This is a genomic window from Pectobacterium parvum, from assembly GCF_020971565.1.
Classification (GTDB): domain Bacteria; phylum Pseudomonadota; class Gammaproteobacteria; order Enterobacterales; family Enterobacteriaceae; genus Pectobacterium; species Pectobacterium polare.
The window spans coordinates 945,547-969,107 of the sequence record NZ_CP087392.1 but is presented as its reverse complement, the minus strand read 5'-3'; the positions used below and the strand labels follow the sequence as shown (position 1 = coordinate 969,107).

The following is a 23,561-nucleotide window of genomic DNA, read 5'->3' as shown; positions in this document are numbered from 1 at the left end:
TGAGTATTAGAGAAATCGATTACTTGAGAGAAAACGGGGCTAAGGTAGCCATAGCAACGTTATTAATAGCAATTATTTTTCTTTTGTCGTTATTTTCCACTGGAAAATACACACCTCGAGTCTTCCGGCCAGATAATCTCCGATTGTTCAAGCTTACGATGCCAGATTTGTCGAAGGCTCGACCGTATCCTGGTTTAGGATCAGCAGAGAAAGCACTCGATTTTCAACGTTCAGCTTCGAAAAAGACAGCGTACTTAGCTGCTTTTTGGTAAAGCCATCAGACAACAAATCCGAGACCACGCGTGTACTCAACATGTTGGAATTCGTCATAAAATCGTGATAGGCAAACTTCACGTTGATAGGGAGTACATCATCAATTGAGACGGGCGTATTCATTTCAGCACGCAATCCAAAATGGGCGTTGAAGGCAGAATTCGCACAGACGACCTTACATTTCTCGTCAATCACCGCCACTGCACGTCTATCATTCTGAACTGGTTGAGAAAGCATGCCTAAAATCTCATTCCGGCCAAATATCAGACTCATTGTTTCCTCTGCATCATGCTATGTAAAAAGATATCTCACAGCGCGCCATGACGCCACGGCGCACCATTGATAAGCAATCAACCTACCGGAATTTAAAAGGTTTCCGGACTAATAGTGTTCTTCCCACCCCAGAAATCACCTAATAAAAATAGTGAATTTCGCTAACCGGAACCGTTTACACGTCCTCAGGCTACCGGGGCTTAAACATCTGCCGCCTTACTCAGCGTCAGTGATGTTGGGTGTATCTATGTTATTTATTTTTGGAAATCGGATATTTCTGAATCAGACACAAAAAATAACACTTAATTTTTATTTTTATCAGCAGCTAACACACGGCATTTTTACTTTTTTAAGAAGAGTCCACATCTGTGCTGCGGAACCCACCTAGAGTGTAGATTATTCACACTTATCTGCCCGTTGATAGTCAGATAAATCTATTTCATTAATAGCCTACATATAATTAACAATTTAAACAAACCCCCAACATGTAAGTCATAGCTGAACACGCTAAATAGCTGGTCCAAGTAGGAATATACTCTGAACAGGGTTCTTACTATCGGCTGAATAAGCGGGATTTTTATGCCTTTTGATCGTAAAGGGCGATCAAAAATTTGATAACAATAGATATAATCTATTGAAAACAATGAATTGATCGTTATTGACATTGCAATAGTATCGATAACATTGCTGACTTTTATATTGTGACATATATCACTTACTGTGATTTAGCTACTGCGAAAAAGCTGCCTGCTTTTTGAACCAAAAGACTATCTTTTAAGTAACGCTCCATTGCTTTTCCTGCATTGCGTGATCAATCGCGCAAAAAAGAAACAAAGATAACGGGTTAACTAGAATTAACCATTATTTGACATAGCATTAACATGTTTAAGGAGAAGCGCTATGACACAACATAATAAACACGCCATTCCCGCCGCCATTGCGGAAAATGCACTGATAAATGCCCAGCAATACAAAAATATGTATCGGCTGTCCGTTGACGATCCCGCCGCCTTTTGGGGTGAGCAGGGAAAGATCGTCGATTGGATCAAACCCTATGAAACGATCAAGAACACCTCATTCGATCCCGGCCACATCCGCATTCGCTGGTTTGAAGACGGTACATTAAATGTGGCAGCAAACTGCCTGGATCGCCATCTGGCCGAGCGTGGCGATCAAACCGCCATTATCTGGGAAGGGGATGACGCGACAGAAAGTAAAAAAGTCACCTACCGCGAACTGCATCAGTCCGTGTGCCGCTTCGCCAATGTGCTGAAGTCGCAGGGCGTCAAAAAAGGCGATGTTGTTGCCATTTATATGCCGATGGTGCCGGAAGCGGCTGTGGCAATGCTGGCCTGCGCCAGAATCGGGGCGATTCATTCGGTGATCTTCGGGGGCTTCTCTCCCGAAGCGATTTCCGGGCGTATCATCGATTCCAATGCCAAGCTGGTCATCACTGCCGATGAAGGCGTACGCGCCGGACGCGTGATTCCGCTGAAGAAGAATATTGATGAAGCGTTAAAGAACCCGAACGTCACCACCATTTCCAGCGTTATCGTTTTCCGTCGTACGGGTAAGATCAATGAATGGCAGGAAGGACGCGATCTGTGGTGGCACGATCTGGTTGAAAAAGCAGACGACCATTGCCCGCCAGAAGAGATGAACGCGGAAGACCCACTCTTTATTCTTTATACGTCAGGCTCAACCGGCAAACCCAAAGGTGTACTGCACACCACTGGCGGCTATCTGGTTTATGCCGCGCTGACCTTCAAATATGTCTTCGACTACCATCCCGGCGATATTTACTGGTGTACGGCGGACGTTGGCTGGGTCACGGGGCACAGTTACCTGCTTTATGGCCCGCTGGCATGCGGTGCGATTACGCTGATGTTCGAAGGTGTACCAACCTGGCCGGACGCCAGCCGCATGGCGCAAGTAGTCGATAAGCATAAGGTCAACATCCTCTATACCGCTCCTACTGCGATCCGCGCGCTAATGGCGGAAGGTGATAAAGCGATCGAAGGTACATCGCGTGAATCCCTCAGGATCATGGGTTCCGTCGGTGAGCCGATCAACCCAGAAGCCTGGGAGTGGTATTTCAAAAAAATCGGCAATAGTAAATGCCCCATCGTCGATACCTGGTGGCAAACAGAGACGGGCGGCTTCATGATCACCCCGCTGCCGGGCGCGATTGAGCCGAAAGCTGGTTCCGCGACTCGCCCGTTCTTCGGTGTACAGCCTGCGCTCGTCGATAACCTCGGCAACCCGCAGGAAGGCACCGCTGAAGGCAATCTGGTCATCGTGGATTCCTGGCCGGGTCAGGCAAGAACCCTGTTTGGCGATCACGATCGCTTCGAGCAAACCTATTTCTCTACCTTTAAAGGCATGTACTTCAGCGGTGATGGCGCACGCCGTGACGAAGATGGCTATTACTGGATCACGGGTCGCGTTGACGACGTGCTGAACGTTTCCGGGCACCGTTTAGGGACGGCGGAAATCGAATCAGCGCTCGTTGCACACCCCAAAATTGCCGAAGCCGCCGTTGTCGGTATTCCGCACCATATGAAAGGGCAGGCTATTTACGCCTACATCACGCTGAACCACGGCGAAGAGCCGTCCAGCGAGCTGTATACGGAAGTCCGCAACTGGGTGCGTAAGGAAATCGGTCCGATTGCTACACCGGACATCCTGCACTGGACTGACTCTTTACCAAAAACGCGGTCCGGCAAAATCATGCGTCGTATTTTGCGTAAGATCGCCGCCGGTGACACCAGCAATCTGGGGGATACCTCAACGCTGGCCGATCCTGGCGTCGTCGAAAAACTGCTCGAAGAAAAGCAGGCTATGAGTACCGCCTCTCAATAACCCCCTGACCCACCACTCTCTTCATTCCCGTAAGCCATGATGTGGCTTGCGGGAATGTGGGTGGCGATAAATCAGAGGGTGGCGTGGCAGTAGCACTCAACCCTACAGATTACTGGAGACTTACGATGAATGATGCCATTTATCAACGGATTGAAAGTCACCCCTTATTCAGAGAACTGGTCAACAAGCGACAGCGTTTTGCCGCTTTTCTTTCACTCATCATGCTGGTGCTTTACGTCGGCTTTATTCTGCTGATCGCCTTTGCACCCAGCTGGCTGGGCACGCCGATCGCTCCAGGCTCCAGCATTACCCGCGGCATTCCGATTGGTGTGGGATTGATTGCGATTTCCTTCATTCTGACTGGCGTCTATGTGTATCGCGCTAACGGTGAATTTGATCGTCTGACCAAGCAGTTATTGGATGAGGTAAAGCAATGAAAATACGCTTTATGATGCTGTTCGGGCTTTTGACGCTGCCGGTGCTTGCGTGGGCAGCGGATGCCCTCACAGGAGATGTTCAGCGTCAGCCGCTGAATATTCAGGCCATCGTGATGTTTCTGCTGTTCGTCGGCGGCACGCTGTATATCACCTACTGGGCGTCGAAGAAAACGCGTTCGCGTAGTGATTACTACACAGCAGGCGGCAATATCACCGGCTTCCAGAACGGGCTGGCGATTGCGGGCGACTACATGTCCGCTGCATCCTTCCTCGGGATTTCTGCGCTGGTCTATACCTCCGGCTACGACGGCCTGATTTACTCACTCGGCTTTTTGGTCGGCTGGCCCATTATTCTGTTTCTGATCGCAGAGCGGCTACGTAACCTCGGGCGTTATACCTTTGCTGACGTCGCATCCTACCGTTTGCAACAGCGCCCGATCCGTAGCCTTTCCGCCTGTGGTTCGCTGGTGGTTGTGGCCCTGTACCTCATCGCGCAGATGGTGGGCGCGGGGAAACTCATCGAACTGCTGTTCGGCCTCAACTACCATGTTGCGGTGGTGCTGGTCGGCATTCTGATGGTGATGTACGTGATGTTTGGCGGCATGCTCGCCACCACATGGGTACAGATTATTAAAGCCGTCCTGCTACTATTCGGTGCCACCTTCATGGCCATTATGGTCATGAAATCCGTGGGTTTCAGCTTTGATGCGCTGTTCAAACAGGCGATGGCGGTTCACCCGAAAGGAGCGGCTATCATGAGTCCCGGCGGACTGGTTTCTGATCCGATATCCGCGTTGTCTCTCGGGTTAGGGCTGATGTTCGGTACGGCGGGTCTTCCACACATTCTGATGCGTTTCTTCACCGTCAGCGATGCGAAAGAAGCACGAAAAAGCGTGTTCTACGCCACCGGCTTCATGGGCTATTTCTATTTCCTGACCTTCATCATCGGTTTTGGTGCCATCCTGCTAGTCAGCGCCAATCCTGCGTTTAAAGACGCGACAGGCGCGCTCATCGGTGGAAATAACATGGCGGCGGTGCATCTGGCCGATGCGGTCGGCGGCAACTTCTTCCTCGGTTTTATCTCCGCCGTGGCCTTTGCCACCATTTTGGCCGTCGTCGCCGGTCTGACGCTGGCGGGTGCCTCTGCCGTATCCCACGATCTCTACTCTAACGTGATCAAGAAAGGGAAAGCGACGGAGCGCGATGAGCTAAAAGTCTCGAAAATCACCGTACTGGTGCTAGGTGTGGTGGCGATTTCGCTCGGTATTTTGTTTGAGAACCAGAACATCGCCTTCATGGTCGGGCTGGCCTTCTCTATCGCCGCCAGCTGTAACTTCCCGATCATTATCATCTCTATGTACTGGTCGAAGCTGACCACGCGTGGAGCCATGATTGGCGGTTGGGCGGGACTGTTGACCGCCGTCATTTTGATGATATTGGGACCAACGATCTGGGTGAAAATCCTCGGTCACGCCACGCCAATTTACCCCTACGATTATCCAGCACTCTTCTCCATGCTGGTCGCGTTTATCGGTATCTGGTTCTTCTCTATCACCGACCGCTCCGAGTCCGGTCAGCAAGAGCGCGCGCGCTTCCATGCACAGTTTGTCCGCTCACAAACCGGCGTCGGCGCATCAAAAGGCAGTTCCCACTAATCTTCCCTCTCTCTGGCCCGCAAAATGCGGGCCAGTTCTTCTTTGAAACCCAGCGCTTCACCTTGTTAAAACTGGATTTATTCCTCGCTTAATGTCACCACGTCATACATCACGCTGCCGCCTTTTAATTGCAGCGTGATCGTGTTGTTGCCGTTTTTCAGAAAGCGGGATGACACAGGGATGCGGGCAATGTGATAACGACCACTCTGTAGCGCTCCGCGATAAATGGCTTTGTCGTTTTCGTAAGTCAGCGTCTCCAACGTGCTGCCGTTCACTGTTATCGCCAGCTGTGGCATGGTCGGCTCACTCATGCCGCTGTTGCTCGCTGCCGCCAGTGCGATATTCAGAAAATAGGTTTTTTTCTCAGGTTGCAGGGCAAAACGGATGTCCCATTTTCCCGGTTTGATCTGCGCGTAATACCAGTCGTGCTGATAGTCGCTGCGGCCAATATCAAACGTCAGGTTTGCCGGAACCTCATGCTGCCAGCGGGTGTTGCGTGCCCCATTGCCAAAACGGAATTCACTAGCCTGCCGATTTGCCTGTCCAATAGCCCAAACAACCGATTCGGCTTTCGGTAGGGTTATCACAGGCAGCGATTGCTTATCACCGGAAACGGACAGCGTTTGTTCTGCCAATATTCCAGGCTGCGTACCGCTGTTGGCGTATACCGCCAGATGATAATTGCCCGGGCGAACATAGGGGATTGCAAAATTCCCCTGAGTATCCGTGGTTGCCTGATACGAATAGCCACGGGTTTGCACATCGAACGGTTCATCCAGTGATGACGAAAGCACGACGGTCACCGGCTGCTGGCTGGCAACGCGTCCGCTCACCTGCGTGCGATCGCGCGCATAGCGGGAATCGTTGACCCAGTTATACGGCCAGTTGACGGCTTCCGTCAGCGCCTGACGCTGAGCATCCGCCAATATTTTTTCGGTATCGCCCTGATTGATATACAGCAGCCACGGACCGTAGAATTTTTTCCAGCCCGGCGGGGCTACCATATCCGGCGTGCCAAAGTGCGAGCCCGTCATGTAGTTCAGGATGATCGCATCCTGATGCACCAGCAGATCCTGCTTGAGCGCATCGCCGGAGAAATACTCCCGATTGCCATGAATCAGCCACGCGCCCACACCATTACCGAAAACGCCCCAGAAAGGCGCGGCACGCATGTAACCGGCAAAATCATATTTGGAATAAATGCTGCCATCCGGCAATCGCCAGGTTTCATCCTGCACCTTCGGCGACGCTTCAAGCTGGCTGTAGAGTAGCGGTTTACCTTGACGATCGCCGTTGTAGAGATGATCTAACCGGGCGGGATCGAAGCGATAGACGTTACGCAATTCACTGACTTTAACGTCCTGACTTCCGCTATTCTCGGCCACCACATAGCTATAAAGCCCGCTAACGCCGCGACGCATAATCAGGTGATATTCAAGCCGTAACAGCCCGTCCCGATCGTCGATATAGACCACATGCGCCATATCTCGATCGTTGCGCAGCACCTCTACCCGCTCGGGGACAAAATCTTTGACGCCTTTAGCATGAACATCGTTAATATAGTAATCGAGGTAAGCGCTCCGCATTTTGCTTGGGTCGCGCGCCGCGCCGGACAGGTTAGTGACGATATTTTTGCCTCCCGTCACCATGCTTACCGCGCTGCCATCCTCCCCGAACGCGACTTTTAGTAAGCCATTATCCAGAACGGTATTCAAACCAGAAACGGATAACGACACCGCATTATCCTGCGCGCTATAGCCATAGGGTGCCAGCATGGCCCCCACCAACAACAAGACAGATCGCTTCACAGTCAGCCCTCTTGTGTTCCATTGGTTAGACAGAAATTTTTATCGCATCCGTTCAGGCTACTGCCGCTTCAATATCGAGATACACGGGGCTACCATGGTGCGCGGTATCCCTGCGGGAACCTCATCACCGTGCTTCCCCTAATATCCAACATGGATGTAGCCTAAAATATTCAAAAAATTCCCGTTATTTGAAATATATAGCCGTGATGGGAACAACATAATCGAGAGAGATAAGCGCCCTCCTTCACGCCACTGCCAGAACAAACAAGAATCTGGCAATAGCGGGAAGAAAGTCAGGATCGACATCGCAGAAATCAAAACTGATCAGAATGACAGCTCGCGAATCAGTACGGCAGACACCACTTTCCAGCCGCGAATCAACAGGCTTTGCGCCTCACCGTCCATCACCACCGTGCCGCGCAGCACCTGCGGCTGAGCACGATAGTCGTCAGGCAGACTGAGCAGCACGCGATAAACGGCCTGTTCAGGATGCAGCTTGCGCTGTGCATCGCTCAGCGTGGCAATATCGCCGCCATAAATTGATGCCAATTCCGGCGCGGCGTTCAGATCGCGGGTTGCCGTGCTGGCAATCTCCACAATCGTGAGCGGCAGCGACGAGCGGCTGACATCCTGTAAATAAAACGTCCCCTTTGCGCCCGTGTGGAGCCGCTGCCAGTCTTTTTCCGAGACGAACGCTTCCACTAGCCCGCCGGTTGGCTTGGTGACGACCGCCAGCCATTCGCCCTGCCCCAGCCACTCGCCCGTTTCCAGCGGCGTCGCCATGTCTGCCACCACGCCGTCTATCGGCGCGCGCACCGTCAGTTGTTCAGATTGGCGCTGCAATACCTGTAACTTTTGCAGCGCCGCTTCATGCTCCTGCTTCACCCGCTGGTGATCGCCAGCCGCTTCCTTGTTGAATACCTGAAAGGCGCTTTGCCAGTTCAATGTAGCAATCTGACGTTCCAGCTGTTGCCGTTCATGCGCCAGCGCGTCAGACGACAGCGTAAACAGCGTCTGCCCGGCGTGCACGGGCTGCCCAACCTGTACGTCAATGCGCTGAATCATCGCCGGTACGGGCATATACAGGCTGCTTTGCTGTTCCGCCCGCAGCAGCGCCGGGGCGTACACGCCGCGCTGCCAGGGAATCATCAGCAAGAGCAGAACCACGGCGCTCACAGCCAGCGTTGTCGTCATATTACGGTTCATACGGTAGTCCTTACGGCGTTTACTCCATTCGCGCACTTCATTCACCACCGGCATCACCACGAAGTAGCCGATTTCAATCGCAAAAAGCAGCATCCCCAGCAGTTTGAACGTCATGTGGTAAACCAGAATCGCGATACCGGTAAACAGGAAGAAACGGTATATCCACACTGCAAAGGCATAGCCCACCAGCGTACGCTGTAGCCAGCGCGGAAAGTGCTCCGGTGGCGCATCCCCTAAGCCGAACAGCCACTCGCGCATCTGCCAGCGGCCGATAGCGAAGCCTCGGTTTTGCAGGTTCGGCATCTGCAATCCATCGGAAAGCAGGAAATAGCCGTCGAAGCGCATCAGCGGGCTAAGGTTAATCGCCAGCGTCATGATCCAGGTCGTCGTCGCCAGCATAAACGCAGCGCTGCGTAGCATGCCGTCCGGCAAGAAGCTCCATGCCAACGTCGCCCACGCCGCCAGCACCAGTTCGGTCATCATGCCCGCTGCGCCAATCGCCATCCGCTGCCGACGGCGGGTGAGTTTCCACGAGCCAGACGTATCGGTATACAACACCGGCATCATTACCAGAAAGGCGACGCCCATGGTGGCAACCCGCGCACCAAAGCGCTTACAGGTGTAGGCATGGCCGAATTCATGCAGGATCTTGGTAAAGCACAGCGTCAGCCCCGCCAGCGCTGCGCCTTCCAGCGTGAAGAAGTGCAGAAACGTATGCTTGAACGTTTCCCATTGGCGTCCGGCGAGGAAGAGTCCCAGCACGGCCACCAGCAGCGTCAGTTTAAGAAAAGTCCGGCTGAAAAACGGTTCGACCCACGGTAGGGTCGCGCCCAGAAAGCGATCGGGGTGCCATAAGGGGATACGAAAAAACAGATAGTTCTTCAGCAGTTTGCGCCAGATCGAAACACGTGACTGTTCCACCTGACGAGAAAACTGCGCCAGCGCGTCATCGCCGGAAACGCGCGTCAGGCTATTGGCCTGCAAGAAACGATTGAAGTACTGCACATCGCTGTCATCAAGCGCCAGTGCAGAAGTCTGGTTAATCTCGGCCACGATCTGCGCCGCGTTCCCCATCGACCAGCGCGATAGCATCGCCATTTCTGCCCAGCCGATACGAAAATAGAGACCGCGCAGCGGATCTTCCAGCGTCCAACTGGGCGATCCATCACGGTTAGCCGGTCCGGCGTGCAGGATCAATTCATCGCGCAGCGGGCTAAGTCCAGCGGCTGGCGTCGCGCCTCCGGCCATCATTAGACACCCAGCCAAACGCGCAGGGAGGCCAGCGGTTTACGTAGCAGGTAAACGAACAATACCGTGCGTTTCCCGTACAATTTAGCGGTTCCCTTCAGGCCCACGCGCAGCTGCGGGTCATCCTGCGTAAAGCGAGCTCGTAGCCGATAGGCCATCACATTATCCGGCGTCGGTGCGGCGCGATAGCCAATCTGTTCAAGCCGCGCTTCCTGTGCCGAATTCGGCGCCACATTGAGGAACAGGCGCACGTCCGCACCGTTTTCCAGCGCAATCGCATCCGCCGCAGGCAACTGGATCTCCAGCTCAACATCGTGCGGATCGGCGATCATCATGATGCGTTCCCCCACCGCCACCGAGCGCCCAATCCAGTCGCTGCTATCGTCAAAAATCGCCACGCCGTCACGCGGGGAAGCGAGCTGCATGCGTTCCTGCTGGCGTTGCAGAAAATCCATGTCGCTCTGCGCCTGTTCGCGACGGCTTTGCAGCACGGCCAGACTGGCTTTGCTGTTAGCATCGAACAGCGCCTGCTGCTGCGCCTGACGATACTGAGCATCGGCGGTAGCAAAAGCCTGTCGGGCCGATTCCAAGCGATTTTCCAATTCGCGCACGTCCAGTCGTACCAGCGGCTGATTAGCGCTGACGGTCTGATTAGGGCGAACCAGTATGTCATCCACCACGCCCGCCACGGGCGCGCGCACCATCACAGGACGATGCGCGACGATCTCTGCCGGAGCCAGCACCGACTGGCGAACCGGGATCAACAAGATCAGTACCAGCACCACGATCGCAGCAACGATCAAACGGCGTCTGGCAGGCGGCGTTTTTGACGGGCGACGGCGTACCTTGCACAGGCTCGACCAAGCGTGCGCGTAGGCATCTGCCAGTTTCTCCAGCAGCACGATCTCGGCCGGCAGCCACGCGCTGTCCCGCGCTAGCACCAACACCAGTGGCGTATCGCCCTGCGGTAAACGCAGCGGCAGCCAGAGTAAAAATTCTGGCAGATGCTCCTGCCACAAAATCTGGTCATCGGCAGGCAGCTCGCGGCATTGCAGCGCCTGCGTTTGACGCCCTTCTTCCTGCCACTGGCGGCACAGGCGGCTAAATTCGGTACAAAACGGCGCGTTGTGATCGAGCGAGGCCAGCCCAGAAGCCGCCTGCAAGCGCTGTTTATCGCAGTCCCACAGCAGCGCCTGCCGATACTTCACTAAATTATGCGTCTCGTTGACGATAAAAAACGCCAGCTCATCCAGCGTTTCACGCGCTCTGGCACGGCTTTGCAGCTGCAACAGTTCGGCCAGCAAAGCCAGCCGGGTATCCTGCTCCGTTTGTGCTGCCGTCGTGTTCCGTTCGATCATGGCGATACGCTACCGGCATCAGGCGGTACGATTTGTGCCACGCCGCTCATGCCCGGCAGCAATCCAGCGGTAGACTGGGTAATGCGGCCAAAGACTTTTACCGACTGACTAACCGGATCGATCGCCGAAGAAAGGCGGCTGATTTCCGCCGGATAGCTCAGACCGGTTTCATCCAACACGACCTGAAAGGCGCTACCCTGCTTTAACCACACCAGCCAGCGCGACGGCACGATCATTTCCAGCTCGAACGCGCTGTCATCATAAATCGCTAACAGTTCTTTGCCTTCCGGCACGGATTCCCAACGCTTCACCTTGGTTTCCGTCACACGACCGGAGAATGGCGCTTTAATGACACAACGTTGCAGCATGGCACGATTGACGCCGCTTTCTGCCTGCGCCATCGACACCGACGATCGCGCCTGATCGACATCCGACAGGCTGATCGAATTGAGCTTATCCAGCCGATCGGCAATCGCCAGCTTCTTACGCGCAGCATTCTCTGCGGCGTTTGAGTAGTTCAGTTTTTCACGCAGCACGGTGCAGTCAAACGTCACCAGCGTATCGCCCTGCTTGAAGTGTTCGCCCTCTTTCACCGCAATATCCGTCACTTTCCCCGCAATTTCGCTGGATAACACGGTATAGCGCTGTGCGCTAAGCTGTACACGAATGTCTCCCGTTGTCACAGCCTGCCCCAACAGGGGCAGACCTAACACACTGACCAGCAATAGCGGACGCATTATGCCGAAAGCCATTAACGCGAACCTCCCGCCTGTAGGGATTGCAGGTTATCCCACATGTCCGTGTTCACCACGCGATAAGGCTTACCCGCGCCAGCCGATGATGTCGCAGCAGACGAGGCAATCGGCGTCACAACAGGTGCTACGGATGGAGTGGATGCTGTTTTAGCCGAAGCCGTCGTGGTGGCAGGCGTAGCCGGTGTTGCCAGAGACAGACGTGGTACCGCAACGCCGCCTTTCTCAAGGTTACCCGTGGTGCGGGCAATTGAGCTGCTCAGCGCCGCCAGACTGACATCATTCACGTTATCCGGCAGCACATCCAGCCCGGCAGCCTGATACACCGCACCCAGCGAGTTCTGCACATCGGCAAAGCTGCGGTCACGCGCGCGGGTGGTCAGAATGGTTTCCGTGCTGACGCGCACCTGTTCCATCTGCGTTTCGGCACGATGCTGTACGCTGAGCGTGGTCTGATTAAGAATGCCGCGCTGAATTCTTGCCAGTTCCTGATAGCGACCGAACATCCGCGTGCTCTGCTGGTATTCCTGCCAGGCGACGTTCACCTGTGTCAGCACGGCCATGCGCAGCGCCTGACGACGAACTTCCGCCAAATCTTCATTCGCCTGTCCGGCACGTTTCACCGATGACCACGACAGCACGTTCAGCAGGTTGCCACTGACTTGAACGCCTGCGTTCGCCCACTGGTGATTAACCAGATAGCTGTTGCTGTCACCGTTGATACCGGCAAACAGTGACACGCCCGGCAGCAGTCGCAGCAGCGATTTACGGGTTTCCAGTACGCTATTGCGTGCCAGATAGCTCTCTTCTCGCACTTCCGGGCGTTTAACCATCGAGAAGTTTTCCAAATCGTCGAGCGAGTAGGCCATCTTAGGCGCAACCAGACTGCTTTCGCTCGGCACGACGACATCGTATTTGCTTGACGGCGGCAGGTTCATCAGCGCCGCCAGACGGGATTTCGCCACCACCAGATCGCTGTCGACGATCTCTAACTGACGCACCATCTCCAGCATGTTTTTCTGGAAACGCAGCGCCTCAACCGGTGCCAGCAGACGCTGTTGTTCGGTCTGACGCGCATATTCCAGCGCCTGACGCGCCTGCGTCAGCGCCGTAGTCACTTCTGGCTGCAAACGCTGTGCCGTTGCCGCTTCCCAGTAGGCCGTCCGCACCTGACGGGTAATATCCGCAACTACTCGACGACGACGCTCTTCCGCCGCCAGTGATTTGTTCGCCTGTACTTTGGCGTTGAAATAACTGATACCGAAGTCCAGCACGTTCCAGCTCATCGTCAGATCGGCGGTGCGCATGGTCTGATCCTGACTGGTGGACGCTTCCAGCGACTGCCGTCCAGTGGTGACCGACTGGCTGCTGGAACCGGCCACGTTATCGCGGGTTTGTAACCCAGCGCGCGCGGTCAGTTTCGGTAACAGCATATCCAGATTCTGTACGCCCAACAGGTCATCTTCCATCGCCTGTTCCAGCAGTGCGACCCGCTGTTGCAGGTTATATTTCAGCGCACGGGCAATCGCCTCATCCAGCGTGATCGTGCCACGTACCGGTTCCTGATTGGCGAACATCTGCGTTCTGTCGCTCAGCGCCTGTGCGACCTGCTGTTCGATCGTCACCGGCTCAGGTTTGACGGCACAGCCAGCCAGCCCCAGACAGGCAAGAGCCACCGCGATCCGTAACGCCCGGGAACCCGCGGTACGTGGTGTCGCCTCGTGTTGAACGTTCTGCTGCTGACTGTCGTGTTGCTGGCTATCCCAGAAATGCGCTATGTGCTGATTCACCCGGGTTCTCCCCATCTTCTATTTGTCTGTTCCCTTCATCTTGCAGGCGGTGGTTTGGTTACCACCTGCAAGCGCCCGGGTTAGTGGTTAAGTAATAAAATCTCGTCTCGGTATTCGATCTGCGCTTTACCAGGTTTGCGCTTGGTTACGCGCGCAGGCTGCTCAGTTCACTGAGCGCCGCCAGCAGCGCATCCTGTTCAGGCTGATGCTGGCGCAGTTGTTCGGTAAAGGCGGTTTTCCCCGCTGGCGCTAACCGTTCTGCATTCCGGTTTTCAGCCGGGTCTGCGGCTGTGGGGACAACAGAATGTGCAGGCAGCTGCATCGCGCCACGGTCAGTTGCCATCTCTGCGCCACCACCCTGCCCGGTTTGCAGCGTAATCGGTACAATCCGGCTGGTGCCGTCTGCGGCCTGCGCTTTCAGCGCCAGTTGGATCTGATTAACCTGCACCGCGCTGGCATCGGTAATGCGCACCACGCCGTTGCGGGCATCGAACTGCACCCACGCAGGCAGCGGACGCCCGTTCGCCAGTTGCAGCGTCAGCGTGGCGTTGCCTTCACGCACGTTAAACATGCGCTGCGGCAGGCTAAAGGCGAGCGCGCCGGAGGCATCCGGCTGTAACGCGCCCTGCACGCTGCTGAAAGCCGATTCCAGCGCTGTTGTTTGACCGCGCACGCTCAGGAATAAGTTGGAATCCGCCGGACGCAGCGCGGTGTTATCGCGCATAGACGCTTCAGCGCGCGAAGAGAAGTTGACCTGCTCCAGCGTCGGCATCAGCGATGACATCACCGGATCGAGCACCCAAGGGGCATCCGACTGACGTGCCGTACCGGCATCGCGCTGACGCACAGGTTCGGCAACGATATTGTTCGGTAACGGCTGCGAATCTTGGCGAGACAAATCGGCGACGATCGCGCCCAGCGGCTGTTCGCGTTCTCTTTCGCCTGCATCAACGGGCAGACTCACGCCCTGCTGCACCAGAATTACTGGTGCCGCTGTCGCGGTGTTATCAGGATTGGCTGGCTCTGTCGGTGTGCCGGGATCGACTGGCGTTGAAGCAGCATTGACCGTTAACGCCACATTCAACGCCGTCGCGTTGCCTGCACTGTCCGTGGCGGTAATGGTCAGATTAAATAAACCGGCCGCTGACGGCGTGCCGCTGAACGTCCGTGTTGCACTATCAAAACGCACGCCTTCTGGCAGTTGCGCACCATCAACGGTAAACGTCAGCGCATTATTTTCAGGATCGGTAAATAGCGTACCCGGTAAGGTATAGGACCAGTTGGCACCAGCCTGTGCCGTTGGCGGAGTGAACTGCTCTGCATGACCAACCGGCGGCAGGTTCACCTCTCTCGACAGCGTAACGCCGAGCGCCTGCGCCGCAGAATCGGCTGCACCGTCATTAAGCACCAGCGTCAGCGATGTCGCGCTCCCCGTCAGCGGGGCGCTCGTCGCCCAGCTAATCTGGCGAGCCAGCGCTGTCGCATCTGCGCGGGAAAGGGCAGCCGTGAAGACCACGGTGAGCTTGCCGTCCGCCTGCGCGAAGGTGGCTACCGCTTGCCCGTCTTTGCTAATGACGCCATTCGCTAAGGTGAAACCGTTACCCGCAGTAAAATCGAAGCGATCGCTTATTGAGGCCGTTTCACCGCGCTGTAGCGTGATGGAGGCACCCTGATAATTTCCTACCCCGCCGCTCAGTGCATCCAGTTCTGCATCACTGAGAACGATAGAAGGCGCGACAATCACCGCTGGGCCATCAACGCGATAAACTGGCAGGCGAGAAGCCTCATCCAGCACCGACACGCCGTTGCCAAGCGTAATCAGACCACCGTCAACCGGCAGCAGATGAGTGAAGCCTGTACCCTCGTTTTTCAGCGTATCGAGTTTTGTCAGCGTCTCGCCGTTCAATACATAGCGAGTGAGCGCCCCGTCACTTTGCGTGACGTACAGCACCCGTGCATCCGCAGAAAGAGCGATATCACTCACCGTGCCTTCGGCCGCGACGCGAGCCAGATGCGTGAAGGTTCCCGTAGCGGTATCCAGCGAGAAGGCATCAATGTGCTCTGCGTTGGCGACAAAGATGCTGCGGCCATCGGCGCTGACCGTTATCTGATCCAGCCCTGAGAGCTGCACCGTATTGCCTGTGGCATCGGTAAAGTCGCGGACATGTCCTAACGGCGTCAGTTTGCCGCTGTCGTCGCGCTGATAAACAATCACTGTCGAGGTGTCGTTGGTTGCCGTGGTAACAAACAACAGATTACCGCGGCTGAGGATGCTGGTCGGGGCCCACAGGTAAGGCTCGCTCCACATACTACCGCCCAGCGCCTCAACATAGGTTAATGCACCGGTCGCAGTATCGCGGCTGAAATAGGCTAACTGTCCGCTGTAGCTGTTGATGAGATAAAGGTTTTTCCCGTCATCAGACAGAGCAATCCCGTTGATGTTATAGAGATTACCCTCATCGATATCATAATCACTTTCTATCGTGGCCTTATGGGTCAATTCACCGTTCGCATCCCGGCTAAACCAGACAATCGCATTGCCATCGGCACGCAGCGCATACACGCTGTTACCCTCGGCGGAAACCTGTAGTTGGCTTATTCCTGTCACGCCCTCTGCGGCGGCGAAGGTGCGCACATAGGTTAATTCGCCGCTGTTCGCATCACGCTGGAATAAGGCAATCGCGCCTTTATCATCGCTGACATACAGCGCCAACCCATCTGTCGTGCGGGCGGCAGCCGTTAGCGTGCCCAGACCGCTAACGGCGGTGTAGGTATTCACCAGACGCAGTTCATCGGCAGAGAGCACGGGATCGTTCACCACAACCGGCGTGTCGTTGATAGCCGTAATCGCCACTGACAACGTCATAACCTGAGAGTCCAGATAGCGGTCGGACAGCGTCACCGTCACCGCAACCTGCGCGACTGGCGTACGGCTGTCGCTGGCGTAGGTAATCTGGCGCAGCGTATTCTGCACATCTTCCGTGGTCGGGATCGTGCCTGCATTTGCGTTAAAGCGAATCGTCAGTACGCCATCCTGGTTACTGACCTGACCAATAGTGACGCCGTCTTTCTGAAGCGTATTGCCCGATAACGTTAGACCGTTATCAGCACTTTTTTCAGCACTGAAGCCCAGCTTATCCAGTGACGTTTTACCGTCACCCAGCGTAATTTTCAGCGTCGCACCGTCGTAGTTGCCGTTACCACCGTTGAGTTTATCCATCTGTGCATCAGACACCGTCGCATCCGGTGCCAAGACGATAGGATCGGTACGTTCGGTATATGCTGGTGTCGTCCCCGGAATCGTAATGACCGGCGCAGTATTGGCTTCTGCCGCAGGCACCAGCGTCAGCGTAATCGTCTGATTCAGTTTAGTTTCCGGTGCGGTGCCGTTATAGCTATTTTCCTTGATCATCAGGGTGACATGGCGTTCCCCGCTGGGGGCGTTGCCCAGATAGTTGTAGCCGATGCTGTCAATAATCTCGGCGGTTCCACTCGCGTCTCTCCCGACATACAGGAGGACCGTCGCTTTACCGTCCTTCACATCAACAGAATATTGCAAGCCGCTGGCGGTGCGTGGAACACCATTGGATTTTTCGAGCACAATCGTGCTGCCATCCACGCTAATCGTTTCGTTAGGCCCTGAGACATCAAACGTTAACACGACCTGCCAGAGGGTTTGTCCGCTCTCAATGGTGTCAATTTGGGTATCTTTAAACAGCTTAACGAATTCACCGTTGCCCGGAACCTGTGGGTTGAGCACCGTTGTATTCAATATCGCCGGATCGTTCACGCCAACGAGATTGACGGTGATATCCATGTTAGCGGTGTTATTGTCACCGTCATTAATACTGAAAGTGAAGGTCGGCGACGATCCTGCTTGTTCAGGATCCTGACTGGTGTTCTGGTAGGTAATCTGGCGCAGCACATTCTGCGCATCGGTTTTGGTTACCGCTGCGATAAATTTAATCGTCAGCGCCCCATCCACTTGCTTAAAGGTCGCGATCGCGACGCCACCTTTCAGGATAGTGTTGCCATCAAGCGTTAAACCGTTTTCGGCCTTAAAACCAAAGGTATCTTCCGGTAGCCCACCATTTTCCCGACCAACGGTGATACTGGCACCGCGATAATCACCCACACCGTTATTTAACGCATCGAGCTGCGGATCGGACAGACGACCAGACGGCAGTAGCACTGTGGCATCGTTACCTTCGGTATAGCTTGCACCGGCGATGCCGACATTCAGAACATGGACCTTATCGCCACCAATCAGGTAGAGCTGCTTGCCATCAGCACTCAGTTCCACCTTTTGCAGATCGGAGAAAGAAATGCCAATCGGGCTATCCCAACCACCGCTAAGGGTGTCTTTCAGCGTCAGGCTGCCATCGTCCGCGCGGGAGAATACAGAAATGTTCTTCCCGATCACGAACAGGGCTGTGCCATCGGCAGAAACGACCAGATCGGTCGCTAACGCCTCGCCGGAATCGCCACCGTCATCGGTGATTGCCGTTGTTTCTGAAAGCGTCAGCGCCCCATCAGCTCCCACCGTGATGGTATTCAGCGTGTGATTTTCCCCATCGGAATTAATCGCATATAGGGTTTTACCGTCAGGAGAAAGAGCCAGCGAACGGATGTAGTACAGGTTGTCACCTTCAGCACGAATCTGGGAAAGCTGGCTCAGTTTGCCTTCCACATCGATGCTGAACGCGGTGACTCCGACCGCATCCCCAGCGCCGGCAACAAACAAATAACGCCCGGTTGGATCCAGCACAAGACGACTCGCACCGATCAGATTATCGGCCTGAGAAACCACCGCTAGCGTACCGTCCGCCCCGCGCTTAAACACCAGCACGCTGCGGCCGTCAGTATCGCTGTTGGACTGAGCAGCCGTTATATAGAGGTAATCGCCTTGCGAAACAATATGGGAGCGCACGTCCAGCGAATGATCGCCCAGCAACGTTTGATCAAGGATACCGGCTTGCGTCAGTTCACCGTCGCTGCCAACGCTGAAGATCGTGACTGCATTGCCTTCGCTACCCACCACATACAGGTACTGTCCATCAGAAGACAGAATCACATCTGATGCACCGGCCAATCCGGCATTATCCACAACGTTATCGGTTTGCTCTGTCTCATTGTTGTAGACGGAGCGGTAGTTGAAGAAGGTTTGCGACAGGGTGAATTTCCCTTCCGCATTGCGCACAAAGACGCTCAGTACCGCTGACCCACTATCAGGTGAGCTCACGACATAGAGCGTTTTGCCATCCGCGGACAGTTGGCTGTCTTTTACGCCTGTCAGCACATCAACATAATTATTGGAGTCATAGCCATCAAGGGCATAGTCATTCTGAAGAGAGCTGGACTCACCGCCGAGCGCCGGCATTTGTGCAGGATCGGAGGCAATAGTCAGCGTAATCGTCTGCTCCGCCTGTTCACCCGATACATCGGTCGCCACGACGGTAATAGAGAAGCTTCCCGCACCATTGAGCGCTGGCGTACCGGAAATCGTGCGTGTGTCTGAATCGAAGGTTAGCCCAGCAGGAAGGCCGCTGACCTGCCACGTCAGCGCGCCATTTTTAGGATCGAGGAATAGGTTTTCTGGCAGATCTTCGGTATACGATTGCCCTGCCGTCGCAGACGGCGGGGTGTACTCATCGTTATCCACCACAGGCGGCTTATTCGGCACCAGCGTCAACATCAGGCTCGTATCCTTAGAACCATCGCTAAAGGTGACTTTCAGCGGGATAGAGGAGCCTGCCGTATCGCCGCCGTTGCGATAAGTCACCTGATGCAGAACCTGATTGGCGACCGTTTTAGTCACGCTGTCGGTAAAGACAATCTTCGCCGTGCCTTCGCTCACGCTAAAAGTGGCGATTGTCGCGCCCTGATACTGAATGTCGCTACCGGACAGCGTCAGGCCGCCTCCGCTCTGGAAAGCAAAATGGTCATTTGCCGATGCGTCGCCATTACGACTAATCGCGATCGTCGCGCCATTGTAGTCATCGGCAGCATCCAGTTCTCGGTCTGACAGCGTGACGCTCGTGGTAAACGGCATCTCCGCCGTGTGACTATAAGATGCATGTGCGGCCGCAGTGAGCACGTTCAGCCCGGCGAAGAACGTACTGACCCCGGCATAAATATTCTTGCCATCTGCACTGACGGCGAGATGGTTGATGGTGTTAACCGAGAGTTCAACGCTATTGCGGTACGTTAACGCGCCGGAATCGCTATCGCGACTAAATACCAGTAGTGACTTACTGCCGAACGCTGCGACATACAGTGCCGATCCATCCTCAGAAATCACCATTTCACGTAACGACAGCGCATTCGCAGGGATATGGCCTGCATTATACAAATCCAATGTCCCAGCGTAGGTCAATTCACCTGAATCCCTATCACGACTGAAAATCGACACGGTGCCCTGTGAGTTTGACGATACGTACACAAAGCGGTTATCCGGTGAGATAACGATATCCTGCAATCCATTGAGGTAACGATCGTCTTTCGGAATCTCCGCGCTGTTCGCATCAGCCGCTATGGTGCTTTTATTGATCGTGGTGACGTAATCCAGGGTACCCGATTCAGCATCGCGCGACAGTACGGTAATGCTGTTGTTCCCCAGATTGGAGATATAAGCCGATGTGCCATCGCTGGACAGCACGATGCCACTTGGGCTTTTCAGTGGGATCGTGTCGCTGCCAACCAGTGAACCGACAAACGTCAGCGCACCGGAGGTGGTATCGCGCGAGAAGAAAACGACAGCGTTTTTAGTGGTTGCGCCATCGACTGGCGTCACGCCGTTAATGGCATACAGCGAGGTGCCATCGTCGGACAGCACGATCTCAGAAATCGCCGCATCCAGACCACTGACGCCATTCACGTCCTGCGTGGCAACAATCCCGACATAGCTCAGTTGGCCTGTCGTGGTATCGCGGCTAAACTGCACCAGCGAGTAGGCGCTTCCGCTTCCTCCCGCCACATACACGCTGGAGCCATCGTTCGACTGCACCAGCGTGGTGATAGTGTTCAGACCGTTAACTTCAATCGCAGAGGTGGACGGATCGTCCTGTTCGCCCTGCGTGAAACTTTGTAGCAGCGTTAATTCGCCGGTTTCCGTTTCACGCGCGTAAACACGCAGATAGGTCTTGCCGCTGTTATTGTTCTCTTCGCTGCCAGTGACCAACAGAGTTTTACCATCCTGAGAGACACTGATCGCCGAAACGCGCTCGTTGTAGCCGCTTAGCGTACCCGCGTTGTAAAACAGCGTGGCGTCAGGGGAATAGGTCGCCTCGATCGTCGGCAGTTCATTGAAGGCCAGATTAACGCTACCCGATACCGTCAGCGTCGCGGTATCACTTCCGCCATTGGCGGTACCGCCGTTATCCTGCAACTCGGTTAGCGTAATAGTACGCAAGCCGCTGGCGCTGGTGCTCTCTTTACCAGCCGAATAGCTCAGACCGTCGACCAGCGTCATCATCGCCATGCTGCTGATGCCCTGAACGCTGCTCAGCACCAGTGAAGACTCACCGCTCAGGGCGTTATAGGTGTAGGTATACTGGTAACCGCTAGCCGTGGTGCCAGCGCTATCCTTACTCAGATCGATGATCGTACCATCCACCGTCAGGTATTCCTGATGCGGACTATTAAGGCCATCAATCCCGATCGACAATTTTGTCAGCGCCTGTCCGGCTTCTCCGGTGTTAATCGCGGTATTTTTGAACAACGTAACGGAAGCACCGCGCGTATCCAGCGTCAGGTTACTTCCGCCCTGACTGACCAACGCTGGCGCACTGTTAGCGGTCAGCAATAGCGCGACAGTCGTCACCGTGCTGTTCAGCTCGCCATCGTTCGCCGTCACCGCGAGCACGACGGTTTCGGCCGCACTCTGGCTGCCGACGTTGCGATAGGTAATCTGCTTCAGGACGTTATTAGCCGTTTCTTTCGTCACATCAGCGGTAAACGTCACGCTGAGCACGCCCTGATTCTGCGTGAACGTCCCAATCTCTGTGCCTGATTGTAGAACTTTGCCATCTTGCAGCGTCAGGTTGTTGCCTGCACTTAGGCCAAATCTATCGTCTGCGGAAGGCGCTTCACGACCGATAGTCACCACAGCGCCGTTATAGTTGCCGGCACCGCCGTTTAACACATCCAGATTGCTATCAGAAAGTGCGATATGATCGGCAAACGGTAAGTCGCTGCCGTAGAGATAAGTGCGTAATGCGCTAAAGCGCTGAATGCTCTCACCGGCAATCAGAAGTGATTGTCCATCGGGCGAAAACACCATGCCGCGCGTATCGCCAATATTCTTAATCTGGCCACTTTCTGTCAGCGCCCCCGTCGATGCGTTGACGCTATAAATCTGCAACTCGCCTTCGCTGCTCAGCGCATAAAGCTGGCTGCCGTTGGCGTTAAAATAGAGCGCGTTGACACCTTCCAGCGTTTTCGTGTCCGTGTGAACCAACGTTTTCCCATCAGTTCCGTCACGCAGTTGATAGACGCTGATTTCGCCGCTGTCAGGATCGGCAATGTAGATGAACTGCTGATCCTTCGAGATCGCCAGTTGATACTCTACCGCCCCATAACCTTCCCCAGACGTTTCCAGAGTGGCAACAGACGTTAATGTTCCGTCCTCGCCCCGTTGGAAAACCGACAGCGTATGCTTCGCCCCCATTCCGATAGTGACAACATAGTTACCGCTGCTCGCGACAATACCGCTGCGTTCGATCCCGCTGTCACTCACGCGCTGAAGAAGCGTCAGACCACCCGTCGTCGCATCGCGAGTAAAAGTGACCATACCATTCCACTGCGTGGCGATATAAACCTGGGTACCATCACCGGAGACGGCCAGTCCGGTAATATTGCCGTTTTGCGAAGAGATGGCTTGGGTATACACCGGCTGTTCGTCGCTGCCGCTGAGTCGAACCACCTGCCCGTTTTCGTCAAGGCTAAGCGCGACAATATCGCTACTGCCGGTAATGGCATATAGCGAACGGTTGTCCGCACTCAGTGCGACCTCTTTCACATCCTTGAGCGCACTGATGCCGCTCAGCGTTTGGCTCAACGTCAGTTTGCCATGTTCGCCTACGGTAAAGACCCCCAGCGTGCCATCACTTCCGATGGCGTAGGCATAATCGCCAGTACTGGAATAGCGCACGTCCTGTGGTGATTCCATACCCGGTACAATAATGAGTTCAGCCAGTTCAGGTGCATCCGATGCAGATACCACGGGTGCTACATTGATCTTGCTGTCGATAGTGACAGTAGCGTGAATATTCAGATCGGCAGTATCGGTATCATCGCCGCCCTCATCACTCAGGCTTTTCAGCGTCACCACCACGTCACCACCTGCCACGGTTTTATCCAGCGGCTGGTAGGCGATACTGTCAATCATCGCCCTTGTATCCGCGAGGTCATTGGTGAAACCGTCGATATTAACGGTCACCGTCGTGGTTTCGCCGCTCACTGCCACGCGGTATGAAAAGCCATCCCCTTCCGCGCGCGTCGTCCCACTCCCTGATTCCAGCGTAATACTTTTACCGTCGATGACTAGTGCCTGATTCGCGCCCGTACGGTTGACGGTAATCACCAGATCTTTCAGTTCCTGCCCGTCATTACCTGCCGATACGCGAACGTCGCTGAACAGATCGACCGGTTGGAAGCTGTCGCTGCTGTCGGTGATGGTGACCGTCGCCTTAACGGGCGTGGCATCAACGCCGGGCGCGGTATCCGTTGCCGCGACGTGCGCAGCCACATCTACCGCAGTGACCACGGCAGCGGCGTCAAACATCATGCGCGGTTCCAATACCCACGCCTGACGCGGCGTGCGCGTTAAGCCTGAACCAGATTTTGAGCGGGAAAAAGTCATCGTGTCATGTCCTGTAATGAAAGGGGCAAATCGCGTC

10 protein-coding genes are annotated in these 23,561 nt (G+C 55.0%); 3 read left to right on the top strand and 7 right to left on the bottom strand.

Annotated features, from left to right (window positions below):
• Window positions 1-153: 153 nt before the first annotated feature.
• Window positions 154-546, bottom strand: a complete 393-nt coding sequence (locus LOZ86_RS04350; protein ID WP_039487794.1) for a hypothetical protein — start codon at window positions 544-546, stop codon at window positions 154-156.
• Window positions 547-1,446: 900 nt separating this feature from the next.
• On the opposite strand from LOZ86_RS04350, the gene acs reads away from it, so the two are divergent.
• From acs to actP, 3 genes are all read left to right on the top strand, one after another.
• Window positions 1,447-3,408 (top strand): acetate--CoA ligase, encoded by a 1,962-nt coding sequence (acs, locus tag LOZ86_RS04345; protein ID WP_095701657.1) that lies wholly within the window; start codon window positions 1,447-1,449, stop codon window positions 3,406-3,408.
• Between the two features lie 125 nt (window positions 3,409-3,533).
• Complete coding sequence (locus tag LOZ86_RS04340; protein ID WP_039487792.1) at window positions 3,534-3,845, top strand: DUF485 domain-containing protein; 312 nt, start codon at window positions 3,534-3,536, stop codon at window positions 3,843-3,845.
• Window positions 3,842-5,500 carry a cation/acetate symporter ActP gene (gene actP, locus LOZ86_RS04335; protein ID WP_111778388.1) on the top strand — a complete coding sequence of 553 codons (1,659 nt, stop codon included), beginning with the start codon at window positions 3,842-3,844 and terminating at the stop codon, window positions 5,498-5,500. The genes LOZ86_RS04340 and actP overlap by 4 nt, the downstream gene beginning before the upstream one ends.
• A 77-nt stretch (window positions 5,501-5,577) precedes the next feature.
• Here the strand turns inward: actP and LOZ86_RS04330 are convergent, their stop codons facing one another.
• From LOZ86_RS04330 to LOZ86_RS04305, 6 genes are all read right to left on the bottom strand, one after another.
• Window positions 5,578-7,308: a polysaccharide lyase family protein gene (locus tag LOZ86_RS04330; RefSeq protein ID WP_230242869.1), complete on the bottom strand. Its 1,731-nt coding sequence runs from the start codon at window positions 7,306-7,308 to the stop codon at window positions 5,578-5,580.
• A gap of 324 nt (window positions 7,309-7,632) precedes the next feature.
• Window positions 7,633-9,762, bottom strand: a complete 2,130-nt coding sequence (locus tag LOZ86_RS04325; protein WP_230243149.1) for an HlyD family efflux transporter periplasmic adaptor subunit — start codon at window positions 9,760-9,762, stop codon at window positions 7,633-7,635.
• Window positions 9,763-9,764: 2 nt separating this feature from the next.
• Window positions 9,765-11,120 (bottom strand): efflux RND transporter periplasmic adaptor subunit, encoded by a 1,356-nt coding sequence (locus LOZ86_RS04320; RefSeq protein ID WP_039485803.1) that lies wholly within the window; start codon window positions 11,118-11,120, stop codon window positions 9,765-9,767.
• Window positions 11,117-11,872 (bottom strand): efflux RND transporter periplasmic adaptor subunit, encoded by a 756-nt coding sequence (locus tag LOZ86_RS04315; protein WP_165708446.1) that lies wholly within the window; start codon window positions 11,870-11,872, stop codon window positions 11,117-11,119. The genes LOZ86_RS04320 and LOZ86_RS04315 overlap by 4 nt, the downstream gene beginning before the upstream one ends.
• Entirely contained in the window at window positions 11,872-13,662 is a 1,791-nt protein-coding gene (locus LOZ86_RS04310) for a TolC family protein (RefSeq protein ID WP_230242868.1), read from the bottom strand. The genes LOZ86_RS04315 and LOZ86_RS04310 overlap by 1 nt, the downstream gene beginning before the upstream one ends.
• 145 nt (window positions 13,663-13,807) lie before the next feature.
• On the bottom strand, window positions 13,808-23,524 hold the full coding sequence (locus LOZ86_RS04305; protein WP_230242867.1) for a beta-propeller fold lactonase family protein: 9,717 nt from the start codon (window positions 23,522-23,524) through the stop codon (window positions 13,808-13,810).
• Between the last annotated feature and the right edge of the window lie 37 nt (window positions 23,525-23,561).